The organism is Pseudoalteromonas sp. P1-30, from assembly GCF_001400005.1.
GTDB classification, from domain to species: Bacteria; Pseudomonadota; Gammaproteobacteria; order Enterobacterales; family Alteromonadaceae; genus Pseudoalteromonas; species Pseudoalteromonas atlantica.
Map to the genome: position 1 here is coordinate 957,003 of NZ_LKBC01000002.1, position 12,559 is coordinate 969,561.

Annotated in this window: 11 protein-coding genes; 2 read left to right on the forward strand and 9 right to left on the reverse strand. The window is 41.5% G+C overall.

Annotated features, from left to right (window positions below):
* Positions 1 to 16: 16 nt before the first annotated feature.
* Positions 17 to 1,279, forward strand: a complete 1,263-nt coding sequence (locus tag AN395_RS07750) for a valine--pyruvate transaminase (protein ID WP_054982684.1) — start codon at positions 17 to 19, stop codon at positions 1,277 to 1,279.
* 35 nt (positions 1,280 to 1,314) lie between these two features.
* Here AN395_RS07750 and AN395_RS07755 read toward each other — a convergent pair whose 3' ends face one another.
* Positions 1,315 to 1,761, reverse strand: coding sequence for a hypothetical protein (locus AN395_RS07755; RefSeq protein ID WP_054982602.1), 447 nt, complete (start codon positions 1,759 to 1,761; stop codon positions 1,315 to 1,317).
* Here AN395_RS07755 and AN395_RS07760 point away from each other — a divergent pair.
* Positions 1,746 to 2,933, forward strand: coding sequence for a PQQ-dependent sugar dehydrogenase (locus AN395_RS07760; protein ID WP_054982603.1), 1,188 nt, complete (start codon positions 1,746 to 1,748; stop codon positions 2,931 to 2,933). The genes AN395_RS07755 and AN395_RS07760 overlap by 16 nt on opposite strands.
* A gap of 153 nt (positions 2,934 to 3,086) precedes the next feature.
* Here the strand turns inward: AN395_RS07760 and AN395_RS07765 are convergent, their stop codons facing one another.
* From AN395_RS07765 to lrp, 8 genes are all read right to left on the reverse strand, one after another.
* Positions 3,087 to 4,799 carry a DUF262 domain-containing protein gene (locus AN395_RS07765; protein WP_054982604.1) on the reverse strand — a complete coding sequence of 571 codons (1,713 nt, stop codon included), beginning with the start codon at positions 4,797 to 4,799 and terminating at the stop codon, positions 3,087 to 3,089.
* Positions 4,800 to 5,172: 373 nt separating this feature from the next.
* A complete protein-coding gene (locus AN395_RS19615) occupies positions 5,173 to 5,364 on the reverse strand; it encodes a hypothetical protein (protein ID WP_235576555.1) in 192 nt (63 codons plus the stop codon).
* A gap of 332 nt (positions 5,365 to 5,696) precedes the next feature.
* The gene (gene serS, locus AN395_RS07775; RefSeq protein ID WP_054982605.1) at positions 5,697 to 7,001 is read right to left on the reverse strand and encodes a serine--tRNA ligase; all 1,305 of its coding nucleotides are present in this window, start codon (positions 6,999 to 7,001) and stop codon (positions 5,697 to 5,699) included.
* A 9-nt stretch (positions 7,002 to 7,010) separates the two neighbouring features.
* Positions 7,011 to 7,391 (reverse strand): fluoride efflux transporter CrcB, encoded by a 381-nt coding sequence (gene crcB, locus AN395_RS07780; RefSeq protein WP_004586743.1) that lies wholly within the window; start codon positions 7,389 to 7,391, stop codon positions 7,011 to 7,013.
* Complete coding sequence (locus tag AN395_RS07785; RefSeq protein WP_054982606.1) at positions 7,384 to 8,727, reverse strand: replication-associated recombination protein A; 1,344 nt, start codon at positions 8,725 to 8,727, stop codon at positions 7,384 to 7,386. Before AN395_RS07785 ends, crcB begins: the two co-directional genes overlap by 8 nt.
* Positions 8,720 to 9,346 (reverse strand): outer membrane lipoprotein chaperone LolA, encoded by a 627-nt coding sequence (lolA, locus tag AN395_RS07790; protein WP_054982607.1) that lies wholly within the window; start codon positions 9,344 to 9,346, stop codon positions 8,720 to 8,722. The genes AN395_RS07785 and lolA overlap by 8 nt, the downstream gene beginning before the upstream one ends.
* Complete coding sequence (locus AN395_RS07795; RefSeq protein WP_054982608.1) at positions 9,346 to 11,874, reverse strand: DNA translocase FtsK; 2,529 nt, start codon at positions 11,872 to 11,874, stop codon at positions 9,346 to 9,348. Before AN395_RS07795 ends, lolA begins: the two co-directional genes overlap by 1 nt.
* Before the next feature lie 154 nt (positions 11,875 to 12,028).
* The gene (lrp, locus tag AN395_RS07800; RefSeq protein WP_004586747.1) at positions 12,029 to 12,508 is read right to left on the reverse strand and encodes a leucine-responsive transcriptional regulator Lrp; all 480 of its coding nucleotides are present in this window, start codon (positions 12,506 to 12,508) and stop codon (positions 12,029 to 12,031) included.
* Positions 12,509 to 12,559 lie beyond the last annotated feature (51 nt).

The following is a 12,559-nucleotide window of genomic DNA, read 5'->3' on the forward strand; positions in this document are numbered from 1 at the left end:
CGCACACATAGGTATTATGAACTACTCAAATTTTGGTACTAAATTTACACAACCCAACGGAATAACGCAGCTTATGGAAGATTTAGGCAGCGCTAACGCAAGCAATAATCCAAATATTGTTATGCTAGGTGGCGGTAACCCCGCACACGTACCACAGGTTAATGCCGTATTTTTAGATGAATTACAAAAGCTAGTAGCCAGTAATAAAGTATCGCAAGTATTTGGTTTGTACGACGGGCCAACTGGCAATGATGAATTTAGAGCGGCCCTTGCTAAACAGCTCAATAGCGAGTTTGACTGGGGCTTAACACCACAAAACATAGCACTGGGTAACGGCAGCCAAGCTAACTTTTTTGTATTGTTTAATATGCTTGCGGGCAAAATGAGCGATGGCACTAATAAGCGTATTTTGTTTCCGCTTGCGCCTGAATACGTAGGTTACGCCGACCAAGGTTTATCTGATGATATGTTTGTGGCAATCAAGCCCGACATCGAAATTTTAAATATACCCAGTGGCTCTAAGCAGTTTAAATATGTCATTGATTTTGACGCGGTAGAAAACGTATTAGCCAACGATACCAGTATTAGTGCACTGTGCGTATCGCGCCCTACCAACCCAACTGGTAATGTCATTACCGATGAGGAAGTACGCCACCTAGATGCCCTTGCACACAAGTACAATATTCCCCTAATTATTGATAACGCCTACGGCGACCCTTTCCCGGGCTGTATTTACACCGATGCAAACCTTACGTGGAACTCAAACATTATATTGTGTATGTCGCTTTCAAAACTGGGCTTGCCAGGCCTGCGCACTGGTATTGTGGTTGCCAATAACGAAATAATTAAAGCCATTGGCCGTGTTAACGGCTCTATGGTGTTATCGCCTAACGCTATTGGCCCAAGCTTAGTAACCCGCTTAATTAACGAAGGCGAATTACTGCCTTTGTGTAAAAATACGGTATTGCCTTTTTATAAAAATAAAGCAGAGATAGCCATAAACCTGTTTGATGAAATTTTTGCAGACTTACCTGTCTATTTGCATAAACTCGAAGGCGCGTTTTTTATGTGGCTATGGTTTAAAGACTCAAAAATAACCAGCGAAATGCTTTATCAAAAACTCAAAGAGCAAGATGTATATATAATTCCTGGGCATAACTTTTTTATTGGCATTGAAGATAGCTGGGAGCACAAACACCAGTGCGTACGCATTAACTACGCCAACGATGAAGCCACACTCAGAAAAGGCTTAGAGGCTATTAAGGCGCTTATTATGTAGCGCCTTAGCGTTAGCCACTGTGTTTTTTATTTAACCTACTGTTTAGGGGCTAACGCCTTGGTTAACAGGGCAAACAGCAAGCCACCTAAAGCACCTGCTAGTAACTGCAAATAAAATCCCCATCCACGAGCGCCCGCTATAATATGAATATTCATAATCGACTCAATCGCCACTAAGACCACGGCAAAAGCAGTGATACCCGATGCCACAAATAACGCCATGCTGTATTTTTTAAACTTTTTAACAAGTAACACAACAGCAAAAAAAGCGATAGCCAAAGCAATGGCAATAATAGCGCCATAGGTAGGTAATAGCCCTAACCAATCATCTAGCGTTAAATTAATACGGTCGCTTAAGCTGACCACTACACCCACATCAACTAATTGATTGACAACGTATTGGCTATGAAACAAGCTAGCAAGCGTAAAGGTAAATAACCAAGAAACTAAAAATATAGGGAGTAAACGTGTTAAAAATGGCATGGTTATCTCAACTTAAAGTAAAGCTTTTTTCTTACAGTAGCAAAGGCTTGCAATGTAAACAACGACTCTCTCTATTAGCGCTATGGCTGTTTGTAGGGCTTTTTGCATCTACCGCCAGTGCAGCTACATTACCTAAAGAGCAATACAGCACTCACACACTCGCAGCACAATTAAATTCGCCGTGGAGCATGGTTAAGCTACCAAACGGGTCATGGCTAATTACAGAGCGCGACGGCCACGTTGTTATTGTAAAAAACAATCAGCAAACTAGAGTAAATTTAAACCTTGAAGGTTTATACGTTGCAGGCCAAGGCGGCTTACTCGATATAGTGCTCTCGCCTAATTTTAACACCAGCAAAGAAGTCATTTTTACCTACGCACAAGGCACAGCTGAGGCTAATCGCCTAGTAATTGCAAAAGCTACCTTTAATGGCACCGGCTTTTCAACGCCTGTTATTATTTACACAGTAGCGACTGATAAAAATACCCCACAACACTACGCTGGCCGCGCCCTCTTTTTACCCGACAACACTCTACTGTTTTCAACTGGTGATGGCTTTGATTTTAGAGAACAAGCACAAGTAATAACCAGCCAACTTGGCAAACTATTACGTATAAACCTAGATGGCACTATCCCAAAAGATAACCCATTTATTAATCACAAAAACCCCAATGCACACGCTGTTTACTCGCTCGGTCACCGAAACCCACAGGGCTTAGTGTATGATTACGATACCGAGCAAATTATTAGCCACGAGCACGGCCCCGCCGGTGGCGATGAGTTAAATTACTTAACGCCAGCTACCAACTACGGCTGGCCGGTGATCACCTACGGTGACGATTACTCGCAAGCGCGCATATCTCCTTTTAGAGATTACCCCGGCATGCAAAAGCCAAGCGTAGATTGGACGCCATCAATCGCCCCGTCAGGCATGGCATATTACGGCACTAAACATACAGCTTTCCCTTCACTTCAAAAACATGTGCTCATTACCACCCTCGTTGATAAAAAGCTCTACAGCGTTAATTTAGCTAATGGCGAATTCACCCAGTCACACATATTTCCAGAAGCAACAGGAAGATTAAGAAATGTGTATGTGACCACGCAAGGTAATGTAGCAGTATTAATGGATGGGAAAGATGCTGAGCTGGTGTTGTTTAAATCTAATTAATTCACAAGATGGTAAGAAGAACTGCTCTTTTTGAGAAAAACAGCGGCTTTTAGTAAGCCGCTTTAATACGTTTAAGTTATGTTGCCCGAAGTATAATAATACGGATTTGAGCTCTTAGTTTCCCCATAAACAGTCTGACATGTAACAGAAACTTTATACTACATTATATACATGTTGAGATATTGCCTTTCCGCGCTCTAAAACTTTTTCTTTGTCCCAATCCTGCCCATGAATGAAGTTCGCCTCTAATGGATAGCCAGTTTTACTAAGTATGGAAATCTTCTCTGTTGGCAGATTATCTTTTAATTTATGACCATTTGTACTCGCATCAGTAAGTAACAAATTTCCTACATTACCTATTATAAAAGGGTCTGAACCAGATTTGATCATCGCTTCTGGAATAATGTGTTCAATCGTTAAGTTAGAATGGTTAATATCAAGCCCATTAGATTGAGTGCCTAAAAGCTTACACAAAGAGTACTTTATAACATTTTTAGACTTTGTTTTATTTGATAGGTAGTCCAAGTCTAAGAACTTAACCTCAAACTCACCATATGAAGGTAGCTTTTCATTTAACTTACGTTTTAAACCAGTTAATACTCTTTGTACTGCATCATTATCCTGAGCTTCCGTCAATCTAATTGAGTTTTGCGAATACATTGTCGCAATGCTACCTGAGGATCTTTGCTGCGTAACAGCATTAAACGCAAAGTGAAAATGCTCAATCTGTTTAAGCGTCGATTTGAGTTGCTTCAGTGTTATCTTTTTAGAGTCGTATGCAACAAGAAGCGCCAATACAAATGATGATTGCTGTTTTACTTTAAAACTATTTAGAGCTATTAAGGATGTTTTAACTTCAAATAGCTCTTTAGTCCACTCGGAACTTTCTGGGCTCAACATTCTGCTATAGCAAACTGCATACTCCCCAAGGTCATGTAACAAAACTTTAGCGTTGTTCGAGTCTATCTTTATATATTCTTTTATTAGGGCAAATAACTTCTTGTCAGTCGTATAAGCATGCTTTGATATCCAGAAATGTAAAAGAAAAGCATCGATAACACTGGAATCGGAGATATCATCAAAGCGCTTTACAAGGCTGCTCCATGCTTCTTTTGGGCTATCAAGTGAATGATGTGAATTTTTTATTGTTTTTAGAATCAAGTTTTTAACAAGATCTGAAGTCTTTAGATCACGACCACGAGCATTTAGTGTTTCGAAGATTAAATAAGCATCATCTTCGTTATCTAGTTGAATAAAAACGAGTTTTAAAGATAAAAATTTATCCCTTAGTTCTTTTAACTTTAATACTGGGTCTTCATGAGCGAAGATTTCCATTTGTGGATCTTCTGCTTCAGTAAAAGGTATGTATTGCTCTAATTTATCTGAAAGTAGCTCATAGGCTGCTTTTAAATTGGATTCTTCGGCACCAACCTCACAATTAATTTTAATACTAGAATTGTTATCATTAAAAGCTTGGATATGGTTTTGAAGATATGGAAATGAAGTCTCGGCATTAAGAACAAATTCATTTACATAATCATTATTTGGTGTCTCAATAAAGCGATGAATACCCTTTGCTAAGTTTTCTTCACCAAGTCTAAGAAAGGCGTCTCTTATCACTGAGAGGGCGATTGTAATAGTCGTCAAACGCTGTTGTCCATCAACGATACCAAAATATGGCTTTCGAGTTTGGTATACAACCATCGAGCCAATAAAATAGCTATCTGTTTTATCCCCAATTATATCCAGCCAAAAATTTTCAACTTCATCTTTACCCCATGAATATGGGCGCTGAAACCTTGGAATTTGAAAATAGCCGGAAGAAAAAATATCTTGTACTTCTTTATCATTAGCTTCGATTTTCATTATTTAAACAGTCCTTTTTATAAAAAACTTACATATTGCAGCACGACTCGTCATGCATCGAAATATATTGCGCCACATAACCTTTTACTCAGCGGAAAGCGCGACCAATGAGTGGTTTTCCAATGATTTAACTTGTTAAATGCTATTTATTGTCACTCTCAACTTTTTGTCTGATTTTAGGCATTTGTATGTGTAACAGGACAAATGCTAGCACTTATGGACCAAATGCAAACCAAGCTTGCATTTGAAAAGCCCAAAAGTAAATGAACCAACCTTGGGAAATAACTAAGCCAATGAGTTTTAAACAGCGCGAGAAGAGCATTAGGTCTTCCATTGCAGCTAAAGCTAACCCAAAAGCCATATAGATATAGAGCTATAGATTAAAACTTACAGATGAATGAATAACTTCAGAATCTATGGCAATGCCAAATATAAATGGAATTAATACCAGCATCATAATGCTTAAGAGAAAACGCTCATTACTTTGATGTTTCGGATGATCTTTATTTTTCTTTGAAAGTTTCTCTAATGTGTCCATGGCATTTAACATCTTAGTATCAGGCATTTGTCGCTTTCCAAACTGACAAATGTCCAAATATTACGAACCATACAATTTAACCAGCGAATAGACACATGTAAACAACTACTTAGCTATCATCTAAATTTACTGGATGCGAGAAAACACCAAAATGGTAGAGATCAGTAATAAAGGACAAAAGAGTAATACACTAATAAATAACAAAACTTAGACTTTTTTCTTTCGCCTTGAACCTTTTACCTTTAAGTTTTTACCCACAAAAAAGCCGCTGTTCGTTTAAAACAGCGGCTTTTCTACTTATAGCTTATAGCTTATAGCTTATAGCTTATAGCTTATAGCTAAAAACTAATAGCTAAACCTTAAACTTTCCCAATCACTTCAAGTCCACCCATGTATGGGCGTAATACTTCTGGTACTATTACTGAACCATCGGCTTGTTGGTAGTTTTCTAGTATGGCGACTAGTGTACGCCCTACCGCTAAACCTGAACCGTTTAATGTATGTAACAGTTCTGGTTTTTTAGCACCTTCACGGCGAAAACGTGCTTGCATACGGCGCGCTTGGAAGTCGACCATATTTGAACAAGACGAAATTTCGCGGTAGGTATCTTGGGCCGGTAACCATACTTCTAAGTCGTATGTTTTAGCTGCGCCAAAGCCCATGTCGCCCATACATAAAATTACTTTACGGTATGGTAGTTCTAGCGCTTGTAAAATTTGCTCTGCGTGGCCTGTTAGCTCTTCAAGCGCTTGCATTGAATCTTCTGGTTTTACTAGTTGAACTAGTTCAACTTTATCAAACTGGTGCTGGCGAATTAAGCCGCGTGTATCGCGACCGTAGCTGCCCGCTTCACTTCTAAAACACGGCGTGTGCGCAGTTAAGCGAATCGGTAAATCGCTTTCTTCGTAAATTTCGTCGCGTGCGCTATTAGTCAGCGGTACTTCTGCTGTTGGGATTAAGCTAAAGCCAGCTTGTTGTTCACCGTCGTCGTTTACTAGGCCTAATGTATGGAATAAATCGCCTGCAAACTTAGGTAATTGGCTTGTACCGTAAAGGCTTGCGCTATTTACTAAGTACGGTACATACATTTCTGTATAGCCGTTTTTATCTGTGTGGGTATCTAGCATGTATTGCGTAAGTGCACGGTGCATACGCGCTATTTGGCCGCGCATTACTGTAAAACGTGCGCCACTAATTTTAACGCCCATTTCAAAGTCTAGGCCGTTTAGGTCTTGGCCTACGTCTACGTGATCTTTTACTTCAAAGTCGTACTTTTTAGGCGTGCCCCAGGTAAGTATTTCAACGTTGTCGTCTTCATCAGCGCCTTCTGGTACTGATTCGTCTGGCAAGTTTGGAATTGCTAAAGCAATGTCGTTAATGGCGTTGAGTACTTCATCTTGCGCTTTTTTAGTTGCGTCTAATTCGCTGCCTAAATTTGCCACTGCGTCTAGTAGTGGTTGTGCGTCTTCGCCTTTTGCTTTTGCTTGGCCAATGGCTTTAGCACTGGCGTTACGTTGACTTTGAAGCTCTTGCGTTTTTACTTGTAATGTTTTGCGTTGTTCTTCAAGTTCTGTCACTTTTGCAACATCAAGCTCGTAGCCACGAGCCGCTAAGCGTGCTGCAGTTTGCTCAACGTCTTGTCGTAAATATTTAGAATCTAACATGTTAGTTTTTTAACCTTTTTGCATTACCAGCTGAAGGCCCAGCCAAGCCATAAAAATACAGATCATCACATTTAAGATGATATTGAGGGCCATTTTAATAAAGTGACCTTGTTGTAATAACAACAACGAGTCCATTGAGAATGTTGAAAAGGTGGTTAACGCACCTAAAAAGCCAATACCAATAAGGGTTTTAGCGGGGCTTGTGGCGATAATTTCTTTCTCTATCAAACCGTACAAAATGCCCATTAACAATGAACCCAGAATATTAACCGTCAACGTGCCAAAAGGGAATCCCCTACCAAGGAGTTTTAGCATGGTTTCGCTAATAAAAAAACGTAAACAGGCTCCTGAGGCGCCGCCAAGGGCGATCATCATATAAAGTTTAATCATTTTCGTATCGTTTAAGTGGGCTTTGCGCGTCGCGTTCTTTTAAGTAATCAAGCTTTTGCTTAATTTTTTGCTCAAGGCCGCGATCGCTCGGTAAATAATAGTGTTTGTCTTGAATTTCTGGCGGTAAATATTTTTCACCGGCGGCAAAGGCGCCCTCTTCGTTATGTGCGTAGCGATACTCGGCGCCATAGCCTAAATCTTTCATTAGGTTTGTGGGCGCGTTTCGTAAATGCTCTGGCACTGGGTAGCTTGGCTCGTTTTTGGCATCAGCTTTTGCTTGGTTAAATGCCATATAAACCGCATTACTTTTGGGTGCGCTGGCTAAGTATAAAGTGGCTTGCGCAATGGCGCGTTCGCCCTCGCTTGGGCCTACACGCTGAAATATATCCCATGCATTTAACGCCACTTCCATTGCCCGCGGGTCGGCGTTACCTATGTCTTCTGTGGCAATGGCAAGTAAACGCCTTGCTACATAAAGTGGGTCGCCGCCACCGGCTAAAATACGGCAATACCAATACAGCGCACCATCGGGTGAGCTGCCTCGTACTGATTTATGAAAAGCCGATATTAAATCGTAAAATTCATCGCCGCCTTTATCGTATTTAGCTAAATGGGTTGGCAGTACTTGGCTTAATACGTGCTCATCTACGTTGTATGTGCCGTTTTGCTCACTCGTTAAATCAACCGCTTGCTCAAGCAGGTTTAACACTTTACGGGCATCGCCGCCGCTTGCTTGGCAAAGCGCCTGTTTGGCGTTATCGGCAATAACAATATTTTTTTGGTTTAGTTGCTCATCTTGCTTAAGTGCGCGCTCTATCACTGTGTATAGGTCGGTATCGGCTAGCGACTTTAAAACATACACGCGTGCACGCGATAAAATCGCATTATTAAGTGCAAATGAAGGGTTTTCGGTTGTCGCACCTACAAATATAAAAGTGCCGTCTTCTATGTGAGGTAAAAATGCATCTTGCTGCGATTTATTAAAACGGTGTACTTCATCCACAAACATTAAGGTGCGTTGCCCGCGGCTTTGTAGGTTATCGTGCGCTTGCGTTACGCTGTCGCGAATATCTTTTACGCCTGCAGTCACAGCCGACATTTGTATAAGTTCGGCATCGGCGTGGTTTGCAATAATTTGCGCAAGGGTGGTTTTACCCACCCCTGGCGGCCCCCACAAAATTAAGCTGTGGCAACGCCCTGCAACAATGGCTTGGTGCAAGGGTTTGTCGCTACTTAGTAAATGCTGCTGACCTATGTATTCGTCAAGCGTTGTTGGGCGCATACGCGCCGCAAGTGGGCGTACATCGGGCCCAAAGTTAAAGCCTAAATTATTCACCGTTACTCTGATCGTCTATTTCTACACCCTCTGGTGGGGTAAATTCAAAGGTGCTTGTATCAAGCGCGGTATTTACTTGTGCATTGTTAAAACTAAACGATGAAAGCTGACCAGAATTATCCGTCACAACTAACTTAGCAAGGCCTTGCTCGTTACCTGCAAAGGTAATATCAAGTTGCTCTACTTGGCTTTCTACGCCTTTATTTGGCGTTACACTAAAGCCAGACTCTGTGGCTTGAACACTGTATTTTTCCCATTGTGCGGGATCTTTTGAAGTAAGCAGTACAAACGGTGTTGAATCTATAAGGCTATGGGTATCCATAATAGTTACTTGCTCAGCAAAGCTGTCGAAGTAATAGGTTTTGTCACCATTTGATACAAATAAGGTATCGTCTGGGTTTGTTTGCTGCCAGCGGATCATCATAGGTTGTTTAAGGGCAATTGTGCCCTCGCCTTGCATAACCGCTTGGCCTTGCGGATCGGTTACGTTTTGAGAAAACTGCGCTTTAAAACTTTTAAGGGTTGCGAGTTTGTCTTGCAGTGCTTGGCTGTCATCAGCAAAGCTAGGCGTGGCAATTAAACTGCCAAGCACTAATAATAAACTGTTTAATTTTTTCATTAATTTGCTCCATTAGGTACTAATACATCGCGAGCGCCGTTATGGCCTGGTGAACTCACGATACCCGATGTTTCCATTTGTTCTACTAGTCGTGCTGCGCGGTTATAGCCAACACGTAATTTACGTTGTACTGATGATACCGATACTTTGCCGGTTTCGATTACAAACGCAACGGCTTCGTCGTATAGCGGATCTGACTCTTCATCTGCATTTTCACTGGTTTCACCTGGTAATAAAACATCTTCTGTTGCATCACCATTTAAAATTTCATCAATGTAATTAGGTTTACCGCGTGCTTTCCAATCGTTTACTACCGCATGTACTTCATGGTCGTCTACAAATGCGCCATGCACACGCTCTGGTACGCTTGTGCCTGGCGGTAAGTAAAGCATATCACCCATACCTAATAGGTTTTCGGCGCCTTGTTGATCCAATATGGTACGCGAGTCTATTTTACTCGACACCTGAAACGCCATACGCGTAGGTATATTGGCTTTAATTAAGCCGGTAATTACATCTACCGATGGGCGCTGTGTTGCAAGTACTAAATGTATACCTGCGGCACGTGCTTTTTGCGCAATACGGGCAATTAGCTCTTCAACTTTTTTGCCTACAATCATCATCATGTCGGCAAATTCGTCTATTACAACCACTATGCTCGGTAATTTATCTAACTCGTCTGGGCCTTCTTTCATGCCGTCGGTGTCTTTAAATAATGGGTCAAGAATTGGGTAACCCGCTTCTTTGGCCTCAAGTACTTTTTGGTTGTAACCTTTTAAGTTACGTACACCCAACGCCGACATTAATTTATAACGGCGTTCCATTTCGCCTACACACCAACGTAGTGCGTTAGCGGCTTCTTTCATGTCGGTAACTACTTCACACAATAGGTGCGGAATACCTTCGTAAACCGAAAGCTCAAGCATTTTCGGGTCAATCATGATCATACGAACATCATCAGGGCCCGATTTGTACAGTAAGCTTAATATCATTACATTAACGCCCACTGACTTACCCGAACCCGTGGTACCCGCTACCAGTAAATGGGGCATTTTACCTAAATCGGCGCACACAGGTTGTCCTGCAATATCTTTACCTAACACCATGGTTAGTGGCGATGGATTTTGCTCAAATTTAGGGGCGTTGATTACCTCAGATAAACGTACAATTTCACGGTACTTATTAGGCAGCTCTATCCCTATGTAAGTTTTACCTGGGATCACCTCAACCACACGTACACTAATTGCCGATAACGAACGGGCTAAATCTTTTGATAAACCAGTAATTTTAGACACCTTTATACCCGGTGCTAAATCAAGCTCAAAACGTGTTACAACTGGGCCTGGGTATACGCCAACCACTTTTACTTGTACGTTAAAGTCGAGTAATTTTGTTTCAACAAGACGCGACACGCTTTCAAGCTCTTCTTCCGATATCGGGTTTTTTGCTTTATCCGGTCTGTCGAGTAAATCAAGCGACGGTAATGGCCCTGGCGGTGGCTCTTTATCAAGTAACTCTTCAAACTTTTCTTTTGCTGTTGGCGGTGGCTGATATGCAGGTTTTGGTTTAGGCATAGGCCTTGCTGGCGATACCACCGTGGTAACCGGTTTTTCAGGCTCAACAACTTGGCTTTGATCAAGCGCATTAAGTGCAGCCGCTGTATCCATAGGCTCATCATCTATGGCGCTAAAGCCAATTTCTTGGTCGAGTATATCGTCTAGCTCATCAAATGGGCTGTAGTCATCACTAATTTGCGGCTCGCTAAAGGTAGGCTGCTCTTTCGTAATGGCTTTTTGCTTAGCTGGTTTTTTACTTTTAGCAGGCTCTTGTTCAAATTCTGGTGATTGCTCGAGTGTGGTATCGCGTTTTTCATAATCGTCAGGGTCATCATTAAATTGGGCATCGGCTTGCACCGGATTTGCCGCAATACGCTCTCGTTGCATCCAACCTTGGGCGTAATTAGCAATGTAACGGTAGCCTCTAACCACTAAATCGCCGAGGTAGTCTACAAATTCAACCCACGACACACCGGTTAATAAAGTAAGCCCAGCAAAAAAGAAGCACAATAATAGTATAGAGGTACCGGTAAAGTTAAATGCTGGCATCATGGCCGATGCAATCACATCGCCCACTACCCCACCGGATGAAAAGTTATAAATATCATCAAAGTTAATGCTGCTGATTGCCGTTGCTGAGGTAATAAATAAAGCAAAGCCAATAACACGCAAGGCAAGTGTGGTGTAATCGAGCTGTAAAATACGATGAGGTTGTTTAAATAATAAATAGCCAAACAGCTGAATAGCGGCCGGCACTAAATAAGCAAGCCAACCAAATGAGAGTAATAATATATCGGCTACCCAAGCACCGGCAGTGCCTGTAATATTTTTTACGTTTCTAAATTCACCCGTTTGCGACCACGCAGGGTCAGCGGGATCAAAGCTGATTAAAGCACATAAAATGAATATTGCCGCAAAGGTACTGATGATCAGCCCTGTTTCTAATAGTCTTTGCACACCGTTTAGGCGCATAACTTCCTATCCCTCTTTATTGTTCTATTGGCACTTGCTTGCAATCAAATACCTTAGCAGGAAATGCAATTTGATGCACTTTATCTTAATGTGTATGGCCTGATTATGAACAAGTTTTTATAAATTAGAGTGTGTTAATCTTTTGCGGTTAAATTTAAGCAATGTAAGGGCGAATAATTACGCCGTCTTCACCTTTTACTTCTTCCATTACTACATAAGTGCGGCTCTCACTCACGTTTGGCAGCTTTAAAAGAATGTCGCCTAGTACACCGCGGTATTCTGACATATCGTTTACGCGTGTTTTTAATAAAAAATCAAAATTACCCGATACCAAGTGACACTCAATTATCTCTTCGTGCTGTTTAACCGCCGCACTAAACTCATCAAATACGTCGGGCGATGTTTTGGTAATGGTTACCTCAACATACACAGATAAGCCTTGGCCAAGCTTTGCTGGATCAACTACCGCTTTGTAGCCAAGTATATAACCTTCACGTTCTAACTTTTTTACGCGTTCCAGACAGGGCGTGGCGCTCAGGCCAACTCGTCGGGCCAGTTCTACATTAGAAAGGCGTCCATCGTGCTGTAATTCCATTAAAATTTTACGGTCAATTCTATCTAATAACTGATGCATACACCCAACTAGTTTAATATTCTGTTTATTTTTATTATTTAGATAATAACA

Excerpts from the sequence above, each read along its gene's own strand:
- AN395_RS19615 (WP_235576555.1), bottom strand. The coding sequence starts at position 5,364 with ATGCCTGATACTAAGATGTTAAATGCCATGGACACATTAGAGAAACTT.
- AN395_RS07765 (WP_054982604.1), bottom strand. The coding sequence starts at position 4,799 with ATGAAAATCGAAGCTAATGATAAAGAAGTACAAGATATTTTTTCTTCC.
- serS (WP_054982605.1), bottom strand. The coding sequence starts at position 7,001 with ATGTTAGATTCTAAATATTTACGACAAGACGTTGAGCAAACTGCAGCA.
- AN395_RS07755 (WP_054982602.1), bottom strand. The coding sequence starts at position 1,761 with ATGCCATTTTTAACACGTTTACTCCCTATATTTTTAGTTTCTTGGTTA.
- AN395_RS07795 (WP_054982608.1), bottom strand. The coding sequence starts at position 11,874 with ATGCGCCTAAACGGTGTGCAAAGACTATTAGAAACAGGGCTGATCATC.
- crcB (WP_004586743.1), bottom strand. The coding sequence starts at position 7,391 with ATGATTAAACTTTATATGATGATCGCCCTTGGCGGCGCCTCAGGAGCC.
- AN395_RS07750 (WP_054982684.1), top strand. The coding sequence starts at position 17 with ATGAACTACTCAAATTTTGGTACTAAATTTACACAACCCAACGGAATA.
- lrp (WP_004586747.1), bottom strand. The coding sequence starts at position 12,508 with ATGCATCAGTTATTAGATAGAATTGACCGTAAAATTTTAATGGAATTA.
- lolA (WP_054982607.1), bottom strand. The coding sequence starts at position 9,346 with ATGAAAAAATTAAACAGTTTATTATTAGTGCTTGGCAGTTTAATTGCC.